Annotated in this window: 19 protein-coding genes; 2 read left to right on the top strand and 17 right to left on the bottom strand. The window is 40.0% G+C overall.

What is annotated here, in order from left to right; all coding sequences use genetic code 11:
- Positions 1 to 23: 23 nt before the first annotated feature.
- From lepA to gpr, 4 genes are all read right to left on the bottom strand, one after another.
- Entirely contained in the window at positions 24 to 1,850 is a 1,827-nt protein-coding gene (lepA, locus tag FLK61_RS07600; protein ID WP_249777696.1) for a translation elongation factor 4, read from the bottom strand.
- A 70-nt stretch (positions 1,851 to 1,920) separates the two neighbouring features.
- Entirely contained in the window at positions 1,921 to 2,193 is a 273-nt protein-coding gene (locus FLK61_RS07595; protein WP_176008880.1) for a hypothetical protein, read from the bottom strand.
- The gene (spoIIP, locus tag FLK61_RS07590) at positions 2,194 to 3,306 is read right to left on the bottom strand and encodes a stage II sporulation protein P (protein ID WP_176008879.1); all 1,113 of its coding nucleotides are present in this window, start codon (positions 3,304 to 3,306) and stop codon (positions 2,194 to 2,196) included.
- Positions 3,307 to 3,352: 46 nt separating this feature from the next.
- Entirely contained in the window at positions 3,353 to 4,393 is a 1,041-nt protein-coding gene (gene gpr / locus FLK61_RS07585) for a GPR endopeptidase (RefSeq protein WP_176008878.1), read from the bottom strand.
- Positions 4,394 to 4,522: 129 nt separating this feature from the next.
- Here gpr and rpsT point away from each other — a divergent pair, with 129 nt between their 5' ends.
- Positions 4,523 to 4,789 (top strand): 30S ribosomal protein S20, encoded by a 267-nt coding sequence (gene rpsT / locus FLK61_RS07580; RefSeq protein WP_176008877.1) that lies wholly within the window; start codon positions 4,523 to 4,525, stop codon positions 4,787 to 4,789.
- 161 nt (positions 4,790 to 4,950) lie between these two features.
- Here the strand turns inward: rpsT and FLK61_RS07575 are convergent, their stop codons facing one another.
- Together FLK61_RS07575 and holA are read right to left on the bottom strand one after the other, a co-directional pair.
- Complete coding sequence (locus FLK61_RS07575; RefSeq protein WP_176008876.1) at positions 4,951 to 5,379, bottom strand: hypothetical protein; 429 nt, start codon at positions 5,377 to 5,379, stop codon at positions 4,951 to 4,953.
- Positions 5,380 to 5,466: 87 nt separating this feature from the next.
- Positions 5,467 to 6,483, bottom strand: a complete 1,017-nt coding sequence (gene holA, locus FLK61_RS07570) for a DNA polymerase III subunit delta (RefSeq protein WP_176008875.1) — start codon at positions 6,481 to 6,483, stop codon at positions 5,467 to 5,469.
- Positions 6,484 to 6,626: 143 nt separating this feature from the next.
- Here holA and FLK61_RS07565 point away from each other — a divergent pair, with 143 nt between their 5' ends.
- Positions 6,627 to 6,758: a YqzM family protein gene (locus tag FLK61_RS07565; RefSeq protein ID WP_176008874.1), complete on the top strand. Its 132-nt coding sequence runs from the start codon at positions 6,627 to 6,629 to the stop codon at positions 6,756 to 6,758.
- Between the two features lie 30 nt (positions 6,759 to 6,788).
- Here the strand turns inward: FLK61_RS07565 and FLK61_RS07560 are convergent, their stop codons facing one another.
- The 11 genes from FLK61_RS07560 to FLK61_RS07510 form a co-directional block, all read right to left on the bottom strand.
- Positions 6,789 to 9,005, bottom strand: coding sequence for a DNA internalization-related competence protein ComEC/Rec2 (locus FLK61_RS07560; RefSeq protein WP_176008873.1), 2,217 nt, complete (start codon positions 9,003 to 9,005; stop codon positions 6,789 to 6,791).
- Between the two features lie 49 nt (positions 9,006 to 9,054).
- Positions 9,055 to 9,624, bottom strand: coding sequence for a ComE operon protein 2 (locus FLK61_RS07555; RefSeq protein ID WP_176008872.1), 570 nt, complete (start codon positions 9,622 to 9,624; stop codon positions 9,055 to 9,057).
- Between the two features lie 72 nt (positions 9,625 to 9,696).
- Positions 9,697 to 10,323 (bottom strand): helix-hairpin-helix domain-containing protein, encoded by a 627-nt coding sequence (locus FLK61_RS07550; RefSeq protein ID WP_176008871.1) that lies wholly within the window; start codon positions 10,321 to 10,323, stop codon positions 9,697 to 9,699.
- A 125-nt stretch (positions 10,324 to 10,448) separates the two neighbouring features.
- Entirely contained in the window at positions 10,449 to 11,180 is a 732-nt protein-coding gene (locus FLK61_RS07545) for a class I SAM-dependent DNA methyltransferase (protein ID WP_176008870.1), read from the bottom strand.
- An 18-nt stretch (positions 11,181 to 11,198) separates the two neighbouring features.
- The gene (rsfS, locus tag FLK61_RS07540) at positions 11,199 to 11,552 is read right to left on the bottom strand and encodes a ribosome silencing factor (protein WP_176008869.1); all 354 of its coding nucleotides are present in this window, start codon (positions 11,550 to 11,552) and stop codon (positions 11,199 to 11,201) included.
- Between the two features lie 3 nt (positions 11,553 to 11,555).
- On the bottom strand, positions 11,556 to 12,134 hold the full coding sequence (gene yqeK, locus FLK61_RS07535) for a bis(5'-nucleosyl)-tetraphosphatase (symmetrical) YqeK (RefSeq protein WP_176008868.1): 579 nt from the start codon (positions 12,132 to 12,134) through the stop codon (positions 11,556 to 11,558).
- A complete protein-coding gene (nadD, locus tag FLK61_RS07530; RefSeq protein WP_176008867.1) occupies positions 12,127 to 12,699 on the bottom strand; it encodes a nicotinate-nucleotide adenylyltransferase in 573 nt (190 codons plus the stop codon). Before nadD ends, yqeK begins: the two co-directional genes overlap by 8 nt.
- A gap of 9 nt (positions 12,700 to 12,708) precedes the next feature.
- Positions 12,709 to 13,005 (bottom strand): ribosome assembly RNA-binding protein YhbY, encoded by a 297-nt coding sequence (gene yhbY, locus FLK61_RS07525; protein WP_176008866.1) that lies wholly within the window; start codon positions 13,003 to 13,005, stop codon positions 12,709 to 12,711.
- Position 13,006: 1 nt separating this feature from the next.
- Positions 13,007 to 13,855, bottom strand: coding sequence for a shikimate dehydrogenase (gene aroE, locus FLK61_RS07520; RefSeq protein ID WP_176008865.1), 849 nt, complete (start codon positions 13,853 to 13,855; stop codon positions 13,007 to 13,009).
- A 21-nt stretch (positions 13,856 to 13,876) separates the two neighbouring features.
- Entirely contained in the window at positions 13,877 to 14,977 is a 1,101-nt protein-coding gene (gene yqeH / locus FLK61_RS07515; RefSeq protein ID WP_176008864.1) for a ribosome biogenesis GTPase YqeH, read from the bottom strand.
- Positions 14,962 to 15,480 carry a YqeG family HAD IIIA-type phosphatase gene (locus tag FLK61_RS07510; protein WP_176008863.1) on the bottom strand — a complete coding sequence of 173 codons (519 nt, stop codon included), beginning with the start codon at positions 15,478 to 15,480 and terminating at the stop codon, positions 14,962 to 14,964. The genes yqeH and FLK61_RS07510 overlap by 16 nt, the downstream gene beginning before the upstream one ends.
- Positions 15,481 to 15,640 lie beyond the last annotated feature (160 nt).

The raw sequence follows: 15,640 nt of genomic DNA, 5'->3' as shown, positions 1-15,640 counted from the left end.
ATAGGTCGCCTGAGAGCGACTACTTACTTCTCATCATTCATGCTAAGAACGGACATGAAGGCTTCTTGAGGAACATCTACGTTACCAACGCTCTTCATTCGCTTCTTACCTTCTTTTTGCTTCTCAAGAAGCTTTCGCTTACGAGAGATATCTCCACCATAGCATTTTGCAAGTACGTTTTTACGCATTGCTTTAATCGTTGATCTAGCAAGAATTTTATTCCCAATACTAGCTTGGATAGGTACTTCAAACTGCTGTCTTGGAATAAGTTCTTTAAGTTTTTCAACGATGATCTTTCCACGCTCGTAGGCAGAATCACGGTGTACAATTATTGATAGCGCATCAATTTTCTCTGCATTTAAAAGAATGTCCATTTTAACTAGAGAGCTAACTTTATATCCAATTAACTCGTAATCAAATGACGCATACCCTTTAGTATTCGACTTTAATGTATCAAAGAAGTCATAGACGATTTCAGAAAGAGGGATCTCATAGACGATATTGACACGATTCTCATCTAGATACTTCATATCTACGTAATCTCCACGCTTCTTTTGACAAAGCTCCATGACAGATCCTACATAATCGTTTGGAACCATCACTTCCGCTTTAACATAAGGCTCTTGGATAGACTCAATTTTTTGAGGATCTGGCATGTTAGACGGATTATCAATACGAATCTTTTCACCGTCTGTTTGCTCAACCTCATAAATTACGCTTGGCGCAGTAGTAATTAGGTCGATATTAAACTCTCGTTCAATTCGCTCCTGAATAATCTCCATGTGTAATAGTCCTAGGAATCCACAGCGATAGCCGAAGCCAAGAGCTTGAGATGTCTCTGGCTCAAACTGAAGGGCCGCATCGTTTAGTTCCAGCTTTTCAAGCGCTTCACGAAGATCATTATAATCGTTTGTATCAACTGGATACAGTCCGCAGAATACCATTGGATTAAGCTTACGATATCCCGGAAGTGCTTCAGGAGTTGGACGATTAGCATGTGTGATCGTGTCCCCGACTCTTGTATCAGCCACATTTTTAACAGAGGCTACTAAAAATCCTACATCTCCAACAGTAAGCTCTTCTTGTGAAATTGGCTTTGGTGTGAAAACCCCAACTTCTTGTACTTCAAACTCTTTTCCAGTCGCCATCATGCGAATCTTTTCGCCCGGCTTCACGGTACCTTGTACAATACGAATGTAAACGATAACGCCACGATACGGGTCGTATAAAGAGTCAAAGATCATCGCTTGTAAAGGTCCTTCAGGATCACCAGAAGGAGCTGGTACGTTTTGTACGACTTTCTCTAAAATTTCTTCGATTCCAATGCCACTTTTAGCTGAGGCAGGAATGCAATCTTCTTTAGGTAGCCCAATAACGTCCTCTACCTCTTGCGCAACACGTTCAGGCTCCGCACTCGGTAAATCAATTTTATTAATGACAGGTAAAATCTCCAAATCGTTATCTAACGCTAAATAGACGTTTGCAAGAGTCTGTGCTTCGATCCCCTGCGCTGCATCCACAATTAGTAACGCGCCTTCGCAAGCTGCAAGGCTTCTTGACACCTCGTAGGCAAAATCGACGTGTCCCGGTGTATCAATTAGATGGAAAATATATGTTTCTCCATCTTTAGCTGTATAGTTTAACTGCACGGCATTTAATTTAATCGTAATTCCACGCTCGCGCTCCAAGTCCATCGCGTCAAGCATTTGTGCCTTCATCTCACGCTGCGTTAAAGCGCTCGTCTTCTCTAAAATACGGTCAGCAAGTGTAGACTTCCCGTGGTCGATGTGCGCGATAATCGAGAAGTTACGAATCTTATCTCTACGCTGTATTCTTTCTTCTGGCTTCATTATTAATCACTCCTACGTCAACTATGCACTATTTCTTATTATAGCAAGAAGTAGGAGCAAGACTCAATTATTAGTTTTCAGGAACTGCTAAAATCGACCTAAATAATGACTTTAGCGTTGTTTCAACGCCTTCTCCTGCCGCAGAAAAAAATGTAGCAGGAGGAGGGTCTGCTGCTGACGAGCGTTCATATACCACGTTCTCTTCTACAGGTGGTGTCTCATTAACGGTATTTACGATCATCTGAGGCTCTATCGTGCCAAAATCGCTATAGACAATCCCGGCAATGAATCCAAACATAAAGATAAATCCAAGTAACAAAAAACGCATAAATAAGTGTCCCATTTAATTCTCCTCCTCCATCAATGTGAGTTGCTTTGCAAAAGCTTTAGCAAATACATCAACCGCTCGATATACCTCTTCTAAAGAGTTATCCACACCACCAATTTCAATTAATACAGCATTCTCTGATAGATCTTGATTGTAAACACCATTTCGTCCCGAGGCTTTTACAGGTGGTGCGTAAATCCCTCTACTTATCCCTGGCATGATCGTTTCTACTTCGTTGTGTAATCGCAAAGCAAACTGCTCATTTTTTTCGTAGTTTGGATTATTTTCACCAATGACAAACATGAGCTTGGCATAGGATTGTCCATTAATCGTAGCTGTCGTGATCGCTTTCGGCTGGGAATCTCGGTGTAAGTCTAAAAAGAACGTAAGGGTCGGTTCATCGGCTATTGCCTGAGTTACAACCTCTCGCGACATCTCATATGATTTAGAATATCCTAACCCTCTATCCTGTAGCATTTGACCAATATCTGTCGTCTCAACCATCGCGTTAATTCCATGCTCTTTGAGTTGGAGTGCCAAACGCTCGCCTGCGAGTGTAATATTCACATCTTTATGAAAAGCCTCAGCCCCTGCTTCGAGCTCCGGATAAAATGACTCTCGATTATGCGTATGTACAATATGAACCGTCTTACTAGTTGGTAATGATACCTCTTCTTCCTTCGTAACGGCTTCTTTCCATTGTTCAAGCTCAGCTACTCTATCTTGATTGGCTTTACGCTCTCCCATCAACGTAGAAATATCTGGTGTTGTATCTTTAGACATGGTTAAATACGTTGATCCTTCTCCAGCTTTTAGAATCTTACCAGTGTGTTGGCTTATGTGTGGAATGGCACCACCAAACAGCATGGTTTCGTCTATCGATTTCATGTAATCAATAACACGGTCAGCTAGCTTCTTTTCTGGCTTCGTTAAAGCCTGATTTTCGACCATAAGTAAAGCAAGTAGGGATTCTGCTTCAATTTGTTGAATGAGAGCGTCCACCGGCTCGATTCGCAACAGTTTATTAGTACCAAAGGATGTTATCGTCGTGATGAGTAAAAGGACACTCATCGCAATATAAAAGCTTGTCATAACGAGTTTAAGAGATTGTTTTACGTAATCTTTCAAGGGATCACCTCCTTGTACAAGCTATGCAAGGAGGTAATAGCCTATGTCAATTAGGTGAATACATACTTCGATTTTTATCTGCAATTGCAGGGTGAAGCGCTCGGTTAAGGCCATTTGCCACAATGTCTGCGACATCCTCGATAAACGCATCTACCTCTTTTGGAGTAACCATTAAGTTATGCCCTAGAGGGGTTAATGCCTCTAATATCAACTGCTTCTTTTCTTCAGAGGAAAGAAGTCCAATTGCTCCAAAGTATGTTTTACGCTTTCCTTCATCAGGAATATCTTCGTCTGTTAATTCATGAGTTCCAAATCCTGCAGGAGCAAGCTTCTTTCCTGGATCGTCCGCTTCACGTGCTTCTTTACCTAAATGCTTTAATAAAAAGTCTATTGCATCGCTCGCAATTGTCGCCGCATCCACAACTGTTGGGATTCCTACAGCAAGAACTGGAACTCCGAGCGATTCTTTCGTAAGCGCCTTTCGGTGATTCCCAACGCCAGAGCCTGGGTGAATGCCTGCATCTGATAGTTGAATTGTTCGATATACTCGTTCTATTGAGCGAGCTGCCAGTGCGTCAATGACAATAACGAAGTCTGGCTGTAATGTAGTGACAACACCTTTTACAATATCTGCCGTCTCCATCCCTGTAGTCCCCATAACACCTGGTGTTAAGACAGCGACCTTTTCAAAGCCTTGTCCACGGTCTACTTCATTCAAGTGATGGGTGACAAATAGTCGTTTACACGTGTTCGGCCCAAGTGCATCTGGTGTAACATCGGGGTTTCCAAGACCCACAATCAGGCAGTTGATATCCTTTTGAGATGTAACTACAGGAAGGAGTGATTGCATGGCTTTGACAAGCGCATTTTCTAACGCAAGCTGTTCTTCGACCTGACGGACGTTTTTAGCGTGAAGCGTTATATACGTCCCGGCTTGTTTTCCTATTCGCTTTGCTTGCTCGGCTTTAATGATAACCGTGGAAACAAGAACGCCCTCCAGTTCTTCCTCTTTCACAACAATATCTTGAAATGACTGCAAAGACTCTACCGCTAAATCCGTACGAATATTTAAGACTTCTTCTTGCATTAATATGACCTCCTAGCCGTTTATTATCAACCAAAATCTTATTGCTTTTTATGGTTCCGTTTGATACAATCCTTATTGTTGCAAAAATAGCGAAAAGTTATTACTGTGGCATCCGAGGAGGTGAAACAGATGGCAAATATTAAATCTGCAAAGAAGCGCGTTAGAACTAACGAAGATAGCCGCGCTCGTAACGCTGCAATCAAATCTGATCTACGTACTGCCGTTAAGGTGTTCAATTCTAAAATTGAGCAAAAGGAAGTAGAAGGTGCGAAAGAAGCGTTCGTACAAGCATCTAAGCGTATTGATAAGGCAGCTGCTAAGGGACTTATTCACCGTAACGCAGCGGGCCGTCGTAAATCCGCACTACAAGTACGCCTAAACGAAATCACTGCATAAGTGAATTTGTTTTAACAAAAAAAGGCAAAAAAAGCACCCCTTATGGGTGCTCAGACTGTTGAGAAAACATTCTCAACAGTCTATTTTTATATAAATTATTAGTATCAGTAATGTTTAAGAATACATACAAAAAATCATTAAATTTCAAAATAAATTAATAGCTAAACTGTATATCGATTATTCCAACTCTTAGGGAATTTTAGCTTGTTTGCATAACTAAAGCGAATCAATTGCCCATGATGCTGAACCTCATGCTCTAACAAGTCGACCAGTAATTGATAATGCATATTTGATAAGCTTTCTTGAGAAAGAAAGGACTCTAAACGAGCTCGAGACTCCGTTAAATTTCGATTAATTTCCTTTGAATCATTGAGGTTAGTTAAGCTACAAATAAACCCATTCCACTCTCCTTTCACTAACGCCTTCAAATAGCTTTCTCTCGCTCCAATTAAGCAATAGGCTTGTTCCCCGATGGTGTTCGATGGCAGGCCTCGAATCGAAAACCCGAGCTGCTCATCGCTTAAATCCAAATAAAAGTCCTCTGTTAAGAGGCATGCTTTTACTAATCTCTTCTTTATCAATTCCTCCATATCACCACTCCAAAATAATAAATTTCACCTTTGTACGTGGGTCCGTTTTTCAGATGATCCTTTAGCTTGCGCTATTACGATTCTCATTTAAGACCGTTTTAATAAAAACAACTCCACTCCAAGCTCGTCCGATACCTTCCCTGTTTTAATCGAAAAATCAAGCTCAGCTAGCTCCTTGATTAAATTCGCAAGCTCAGAAGTTTGAAAGCTTGCCACTTGTTTACTTGCAAGCTTCACCGCATAAGGATGTTGCTTAATTCTCCCAGCGATCATTTTTTCTCCATATCCTTGCTTCACCAATTGTTTTACTTGATACAAAATACGAAATTGGCGAACCATGAGTGAAAGAATTTTAAGTGGTGCTTCTTTTTGTTTTAGTAGGTCTCTATAAATACGCATGGACCTTGTCGCATTTCTTTTTACAACAGCGTCAACAAGCGCAAAAATATCCTGTTCAAACGAACGAGGTACTAAAAGCTCCACTTCTTTTTTAGTAATGGTTGTCTCATCTCCATTGTAGAGAGCAAGCTTTGACAGCTCTGAAGATAAAAGCAGCAGATGATCACCTACTACCTCAATCAAGTAACTTGCGGCCTCACGTTCGATTGTCACACCTAACTCTTTTGCTTTCTCTGCTATCCACTGCATGAGTTCCTTTTGCTCAAGTGGCGCAGCATGGAGAACTGTTGCAGATTTTTTAAGTGATTTCACTACTTTCTTTCGTTCATCTAGCTTTTCGGCACCAGTTGTAAGAATAAATACGGTTTCTTCAGGCGCATGATCGACGTACTCGACAAGCTTTTGAATGGTATGCTCAAAAGACAACTTCTGTTTAGCACCCGTTAAAAATCCTGCATCTTGTGCAATGACTACTTTCATTCCGCCCATGAAAGGAAATGTATAAGCCTCTTCGATAGCTTCATCGATGCTCGTCTCTGTCATATCATAGCGAACAAGCTTCATATCGTGCTCATCAACGTGTAAGACAGAATTAATCACCTTTTGGATAATATCCTCAATCAAATAAGTTTCTGTCCCATATAGTAAATAAATTGGAGCAATATTGCCCTTTTGTATATCTGAACTTACCTTTAAATAAGACATTTTACTACCCCCTCCATACACTTCGTCTATTTTATCACAGCTATCCCTTTCAATTGTTCACAAACTTCACGAAAACGTTCTCGTTAATAGATGGATTTTTGCTAGTAAATCCAGTATACTTTTTAATGACAGGAGGGATAAGAATGAACGAATTTGAAAAGGATGTACAATATAACAAAAACGATGCAATTGATAGTGGAATTGGGTTCGTCGTTTCTTTTGTTTTTTTCTTCCTCATTTTTGCTGTCGGACAAGCAATTGATCTTCTTTTATAATTAATAGTCCGGATAAAAAGCTGCGCCTTTCTAATAGGTACAGCTTTTTTTCGTTTTATGCAAGCATTGTACCGCGATACCAGATTCAGATACTTTAACGGTAACGCTCCCCATCGAATCCGTCCTAGCAATAGGTATGTTACGAGCCTCGTACCGTTCTATAACTTCTTTATGGGGATGCCCAAAACGATTCCTTTCTCCAACAGTTAGAAGTCCAAGCGCCGGATTAATCGAATCCAAAAAACTCTCGGTCGAAGAGCTTTTGCTACCGTGATGAGCAATTTTTATGACATCAATCTCTAACTCCATTTTTTCAAGCGCAGCCTCTCCTTGTGCTTCCGTATCTCCCGCAAATAAAAAAGTGGTGTCGTAGAACGTTGATAAGAGAACTAAGGAACGATCGTTCTCATCCACAGCATGTTCATCCGAATAAATAATAGTATGATCTTCATATTCCCCCTTAAAAGACTGCCCTGATACTACATAAGTGATTGGTATTTGTCGCTCTTCAAGACATGCCAACTGCGCCTTTGCCTCTGATGGAATATCTCGACTTAACGGATATATTGCTCTTTTAAATGTGACCTTTTCTAGTAATGCACAAATCTCTCCAATATGATCTACATGACCATGTGTTAAAAAGAGCGTGTCGATTTCTTGAATTCCTCGATACGTTAAAAAAGGAATGATCGTTTTTTTAGCCGGCCCGGTCGGTTTGTAGTCATCATTCCAGCTCATAACCCCGCCTGTGTCTATTAACATCGTATGACTGCGCTTTGGGCCCTCGATGAAAATGGCATCCCCTTGCCCTACATCCAGCATATGTACATAAGCTGCGGAATCAAAACGAGGAGATACAATCATCCATGCAACTATTACACCAACAGCACCCATTGCTACAAATTTCCCTTTCTTTCTTGCACAGAAAAAATAGAGGATACTAACGCACAGTGCAAAGAGCGCACCACTATCAGGTCTCCCGGTTAACAAAATGTGAGATGGAAGTGCATCGAAAACGTAAATGATAAGGTTCATTATATTTACAGCTACATCAAGTAAATCAAAGAGCAATGTTCTCTTTGTCCACATAAAGACAATAATGGCAATAAAACTTAGCGGGAGAAGAATTATAGAAACAAGTGGTATTAAAAGCATGTTAGCAGGTATAGAGAGTATTGAAATCTCACCGAAATGCCATAGAATAAAAGGCAGCGTTATAAGCTGACAGTATAAGCTCACTATAGCAACTGTTATTGCCTTAGAATGACCACTTAACTCATGTTTACTCAAAAGCAGCATACCAGTCGTTAAAAAGGATAGCTGAAATCCTAGTTGATACACATACCCCGGATTTAATAGCAGTAACAGGAGCCCAACTAAACCTAACAAATCTAAACCGTGCAGTTTGATAGGTAACTTCGCAAAAAGTAGAGCAAAAAATGCCGTAGAACCAGCCCTTAAAATAGACGGTCCTGCTCCTGCAAGTATGATATAAATAGGGATACTTATCATAACAATCATGTATGTTCTCTCTTTTTGGATACCTAGTCGATAAAGGATTAGAAATAACGCGGCTAATATAATACCTACATGTAGACCAGATACAGCGAGTAAATGGATAATTCCAAGCACTTGAAATGTATATAAGTAATCGCTATCCATGTGTGACCGATCTCCGAAAACTAGAGCCCTCGCAATTGGAATAGACTCATGAGACAATTCATCAAGCTTTTGCAGCTGCTGATTTCTAAACCGATGGACTGCATGAAATCGAGAGGAATTCATGCACGTACTTTCTAATAGTTCCCCAGTAAGATATATCCCCTTATTACTTAAGTACGATTGTTCATCGAACTGATAGACACTCTTTCTAGACAAAGGTTCCTTGAGACTAACTGTCGCCTCACACCACGCACCTACTTCAAGCTCTTCAGATGTGTATAGTTGTACTAACTCACCTGATTTGGTTTTAAATTCGATACGATTGTCACCTGACCTCATCGCCTGAAGGGATTGGACAGTGCCTTCGATATTTGGCGTATCTTTCAAAAGAACTCGTGGGGACTGACCTTCATGATAAATAAAAATAAATACAAACACACTCACAGCTAAGTAGATGGATCTGCTCGGTTTAAGCATGATGCTTATTAGCAACGAAATTCCCAGTATGATACTAATTAGTACATATTCCATAGCTATAATAGTGAGTAGTGCTACTATAAAGCTATAAAAAAATCGAAAGCCCACACGTCTGCCTCCTACCTAAAGAAGTCTGTGCGTACTTTCGATGTCAATGTTATCGAGGGTTCGTGTAAAGCTCATTCGCCTTCGATTTTAATTCTGTAAGATCTTCCTTACTAGCACCTAAAGAATCTAATTTAGCTAGCAATTCAGCTGTGAACGACAGTTTTTCTCTGTTTTTAGTATCAAGAATCATTTCTTCTAATTCTACTTGCTGATATGCAACACCAGCCTGCTCAAAAAGCTCCAAGGCGTAAGGGTGATTTTTGTAATCTTCCGCATAATACACTTTTTGTATACCAGCTTGGATAATTGCTTTTGTGCAATTTACACAAGGGAAATGGGTTACATAGATTTCAGCCCCCTCCGTTGCTACACCAAACTTTCCACATTGTAAAATGGCGTTTAGTTCGGCATGAATCGTTCGCACACAGTGATGATCAATAACATAGCACCCCTCCTCCGAGCAATGCTTACCACCTGAAATAGAGCCGTTATAGCCTCCCGCAATGATACGTTTGTCACGTACAATTGTCGCTCCTACCATCAATCGTGTACATGTACTTCTTAACGCAAGTAAATGGCTTTGTGCCATAAAATATTGGTGCCAAGAGATTCGTTCCATTCATTCGACGTCCTTCCTATGTATAACTTAATTTTAAGTGTAGGGGTCTGCTGGAAGCTCGTCAATGCTTTCTTACTTAATATCAATGAGGTCTCTTAGAGACTCTAATGATTTTTCGCCAATTCCAGATACATAGACGATATCCTCAACACTTTGAAATGCACCGTTCTCCTCTCGATATGTCACGATTGACTGAGCTTTAGAAGGTCCAATTCCAGGCAACGTTTGTAGTTCACTGTCTGTCGCTACATTGATATTAATTTTATCAGTACCTGATGATGCGCCAGTAGCGTCTTGAGATAACTGCTGGAGTGGTCCATCATCACTTCCCCCTACTACTATAACCATCTCATCACGGAGTTTTTCAGCCAAATTTAAGAATGCCGCATCCGATTCGTCGATGAATCCACCTGCTCTCATGATGACATCTAACACTCGTTCTCCCTCTTCTGCTTCGTAAATCCCCGGCGAGCGTACATTCCCTTTCACATCAATAATAAAGTGTAAATCATTTTCAAGAATACCTACTTCAGGCTCTAAGTTCTCATTGCCCGCTTTCTCTAACTCCCACTCTTGAGAAATTACTTCATTCGAGGATTCACGACTAAAAACTAATGCTACTATGCCAATTATGAGAATACCCACGACAATAGCTATTCTTTTTTTATACTCATTGAACCAAAGCTTACTAATCGACATAAAAAACCCACACTCCTATGCTAATCTGATTCCTCTAGCAATAAAAGTATGGGTGTAAGAGTCGTTCTGTAAGGTTTATAGAGGTTCTATAGATCAACTATACAACAAGAACGAATGTTTGTATATTATTTTTTTACAGCTTTAAAAAAGATTCTATCATCATTTTGATGAACGGACGCTCGACCAAATTCACTAGTGATTTCAATATCGATAAAACCAGCATCCTTTAGCCAGCGCTCATAGCTAGATGCAATAAAGGTGCGCTGGTACTGATCTTCATCTTTTCTCATATACGTCCCATTAGCTTGCTTAATAAAGAACGTTAACGAATGATGGACACTTAAAGGTTCTTCGCCAGGTTCACAGAACCATAGATATGAGATCTCTTCTCCATTTTCGCCATAAAGCTGGTGATCAAACACATGCTCCATTTTATACGGCGAATGAACATCGAATAAAAAGATGCCGCCCTTTTTTAGCGATAACGCTATATGCTTGAATGTTTTTTCTACTTCCTTTTCGGAAGTTAAATAATTCAGCCCATCGCAGAATAATGTGACGGCGTCAAGATCGTTAAAGCCAGCAAGCTCGGTCATGTTTTGTCGATAATAAGGAATGGAGAGGGATTCAACGCGAGATTTCTCTTCCGCAATCGTCAGCATTTCCATGGAGAGATCCGTTCCACTTACCTTGTACCCTTGTCTTGCGAGCGATCTAGTAAACGTACCAGTGCCGCAGGCTACATCAAGAACACTACTGTTTGCTGGGATTCTCGAAGTCGCGTACTCTAACCATTCTGCGTATGGAGCATCCTCCATTAGTACATCATACACGGATGCAAAGTGCTCTTCAGACATACAGTCGCCCCCAACGTTTTATTGTAAGACTTCTTCGACGTTCACTTCGCTTGCGTCGCCCCACAGCTTTTCAAGCTGATAGTACGTTCTTTCGTCTTTGTGGAAAATATGGACGACGATATCTTCTAAGTCAATTAAAACCCAACGAGCGTTCTCTAAGCCTTCTAGACGCTTTACATTTAATCCTGCTTTTAGTGCTTGAGTTTTAATTTCTCTTGAGATGGCTTCTACTTGGTTTTCTGAATTTCCGTGACAAATAACAAAGTAATCAGCTACAGGTGATACACCATCCATATTTAACGCTGTAATCTGATTTGCTAATTTATCATCCGCGGCACGTAAAACTAAATCTAATTTTTCTTTTGCATTCATGTATTAATCACGATCCTTTTCTAATGTTGTAATTAAAGAGTTGTATGCTTTAAACGTATCTGGGTAGATCGATCGTTCTTTTGATACTAAGTGAGCGATCGTTTGCTTTAACGCAAGCATACATCCTCTCTCGAGGCTAGTTTTAGCAGCCTCTCTTGCTAGCTCCGCTCCTTGAAACGTTCTGCCAGGTTCTATATAGTCTGCCAAAAAAACAATCATTTCTTCTTTGGACATATTTTTTTTCCCTGTCGTATGGTACGTAATTGCACTTAGTACTTGTTTATTCGTTACTTGAAGCTCTTCTTTCACATATTCTGCTCCGACAAATGCATGTAAAAGCTCGTCTCCGTAATCTAAAAGATTATTAGGCAAACTGTCCGATTCCTTCACCCTGTTTTGCATTTCTGCAATCGGTCGATACTTTGCATAATCGTGCAGTATTGCGGCTAAGCGTATAACGTTTAGATTTCCACCGTACTGCTTTTGGAGCTCTGTCGCTGTCTCTACCACTCTAACAGTATGCTCGAATCGTTTGCGTTTTAAAGCACTTTCAACTGCGTGAAGCGCCTTTGATTCATTCATTATTGTTCTCCTTTAAAAGCGCTGCAACGTTTGGAATAACTAAATACTCATTGAACGTGTCATTGGATAAAGATTCCCGAATCATTGTAGAGGATACATCCAGTTGCACTCGCTCCAATATAGTTAGGTCACGAAATGTGTCTTGTCCACCTACTTCATATCCTGGCCTTGTCATTACGATAAATGGGAGTAGCTGTTTTAATTCATTCGCTTTATACCACGAATCAAAATTCTCCACACTATCTCCACCCATAATAAAATGAAATGCTAAAGAAGGGTGTTTCTTCATGAGATGATGCAACGTATCCACTGTGTAGGATACCCCCTCACGTTCTATCTCTTCTAAGCATAACCGAAAATGTGGAGACATTCGAACAACTTGCTCTACCATCTTGACACGTGATCCTTCATCGGTATTTGACTTAGACTTATGCGGAGGTATTGCATTAGGCATCCACCACACTTCATCAAGCAGGCAAGTAATTCTCGCTTCTTCTGCTAAAATGAGATGTCCAATATGAGGCGGGTCAAACGTCCCTCCAATTATCCCTACTTTTTTAGTCATAAGTATACCTTAATTAGGTAAATCAATTTGTTTATTTTCTTTTGACTCCTTATAAAACACTAGCGTACTTCCGATTAATTGTACAAGATCCGCTTTTGCACCTCGTGCAATTTGTTCCGCAACCTCGTCTTTATCCTCAGGGCAGTTTTGTAAAATCGTCACTTTTAATAATTCTCTTGCTTCTAAAGCATCATTTACTTGAGTAATGAGGTTTTCATTCACTCCAAATTTCCCTACTTGTACAATCGGTTTTAAATCATGTGCTTCTTTTCGTAAATATCGTTTTTGCTTTCCTGTTAATGCCATGTTATTTCCCCATTTCATTAAGCTTTCTTTTTACTGCCAATTCCATTACATCACGAGGTGCCTGCTTACCTGTCCACTTATAAAAAGCTAATGCACCTTGATTAATAAACATTCCTAAACCGTTATGAATCGTTGCCCCACGCTTTTCTGCCTCAAGTAAAAATCTTGTTTTACTAGGTGTATAAATTAAATCACTGACAACAGTTGTTTGCGAGAGTGCCTCTAACGACATCGGCATCTCTGATTCATATGGTTTCATCCCTAAAGATGTTGTATTAATAATAACATCGAACGCTGTGAGCTTCGATTGTGCTTTCTCAAGTCCAGAACCAACCGAATCAGACCACTTGGAACAGACTTGAGCTAGCTCTTGTGCTTTTTGAGGAGTCCGATTAACGATCATCATATGTGATACGCCACGCATCGCGAGAGTTACTGCAACACCGCGAGCAGCACCACCTGATCCAATAATTAAAACTCTAGATTCAGTTAAAGGTTTTGTAAGCATTGGCAACAAAGACTCTACATAGCCATCTCCGTCTGTATTAAATCCAATCAATTTGTTTGCAGTCTTATCATGCACGATCGTGTTGACTGCACCAATAACTGCTGCTTTTTCGTCTAATTCATCAAGAAAAGGAATAACATTTATTTTATGAGGTAACGTCACGTTAACCCCACTTAAACCAAGTCCACGAATACCAGCAATGGCGTCAGATAGATAAGCCGGTTCGACTAAAAAAGGGATGTATGTTGCATCAAGTTGCATTTCCTTATATATAGCCTCGTGCATAATTGGAGATAAACTATGCTCTATCGGATGTCCGAGCACGCCAAAAACCTGTTTCATATGGTTGTGCCCCTCTCTAAGTTAAAAGATACTAGGTCGAATTGTTACGTGAACACCTTTAGGCGCATGCGTTCTCACTATACTGCCTTCTCCGCTAACGGTAACCCAGCCTAGTCCGGAAAACACGATATCCAGTTTTTCTTTCCCAATCTTCCATTCTTTCATTTGAAGGTCTGGAAAATGCTTTGTGTCACCAGGTGGCGTTAACATATCACCTAGATGCTTTTCGTAAAGCTCGTCCGCTTTTTCAAGCTTCGTACGATGAACGTGAAGCTCATTAGACATATAGACAATAAATGACTGCCTACTTCCACTCATAAAATCTAGTCTTGAAAGACCACCAAAGAATAACGTTTGCTCCTCATTTAACTGGAACACCGTTGGCTTTACTTCTTTTTTTGGTGCAATAATCTTTAATTCTTTTTTAGTGACAAGGTGCGCCATTTGGTGGTGGTTTATAATTCCAGGCGTGTCAAATAGTGATGACCCATCATCAAGTGGTACATCAATCATGTCAAGCGTCGTACCCGGTACATTTGATGTTGTAATAAGCGCCTCATCGCCTGCACCAAGCTCTTTTAATAAACCATTGATAAATGTTGATTTCCCAACATTTGTGCAGCCTACGATATATACGTCTTTCCCATTTCTATATTCATCAATTGCCTGAGCAACGTTCATCATAGCTTCTCCGCTCTCTGCACTCATAAGCATGACATCTACAGGCTTTAAACCATTTTCTTTAGAAGCTCGCTGCATCCAATTTATGACTTTATTACGCTTCACTGACTTAGGTAAAAGATCTACTTTGTTACCTACAAGTAGGACATCATTATCACCAACAAAACGATGAATACCTGGTAGCCAGCTACCATCAAAATCAAAAATATCAACAATTTTTACGATAAGTGCTTTTTTTCGCGAAAGTGTATTAAGTATTGCTAAAAAATCATCATCTGTTAACGATACGTCCTGAACCTCGTTATAATGCTTTAAACGATAGCATCGCTGACAGATAATCACTTCTCGCTCTAATGAGGATGGTGGTGCATAACCTAATCCTTCTTTATCCTCCGTTTGAATTTGTACACCACAACCAGAGCAAATTATTGTTTCTCCCATTCAATCATTCCCTTTCTCTTCATCATGCGAAAGACCGATCGCTCAATGCGTCGGTTAATTTTTGTGAAAAATCCATCTGTTTTTGCAACTGGCACCACTAATATAGTGTGTAATCCAGCTCTATTTCCTCCAAAAATATCTGTTAAAAGCTGGTCCCCAATAACGACCGTTTCTTCCTTCGTTAAATTCATAAGCTTTCTCGCTGTTTTAAATGCTTTGCTTAGCGGCTTTCTTGCACTATGAATAAACGTGATATTATGAGGCTTTGCAAATTCTCTTACTCTTCTTTCATTGTTGTTTGAAACAATCACGATTTGAAAGCCAGCGTGAGTTAATTTTTCAAACCACATCAGAAGTTCTTCTGTAGCATCAGGGCGATCCCATTCAACAAGTGTGTTGTCTAAGTCCGTAATAATTCCTTTGACACCATTCTCTTTTAATTCTTGAATCTTTATGTCATATACACTAGGTACATATTGATCCGGCATAAATTGTTTTAACACATTTCCCCCTCATTTCTCCAATGTGTACTATCCTTATTCTATCAATCATTTAAGCTCGTACAAGTAAAACAGCAAAATTGATGGATAAAAAAATATTTCGACATTTTTTTATTGACATATATGTGGATAAGTTTATTCACAAATTACACGTTTACTTTTC

Source organism: Paenalkalicoccus suaedae, assembly GCF_006965545.2.
Taxonomy (GTDB): Bacteria; Bacillota; Bacilli; order Bacillales; family Salisediminibacteriaceae; genus Paenalkalicoccus; species Paenalkalicoccus suaedae.
This window is presented reverse-complemented; position numbering and strand designations above follow the sequence as displayed.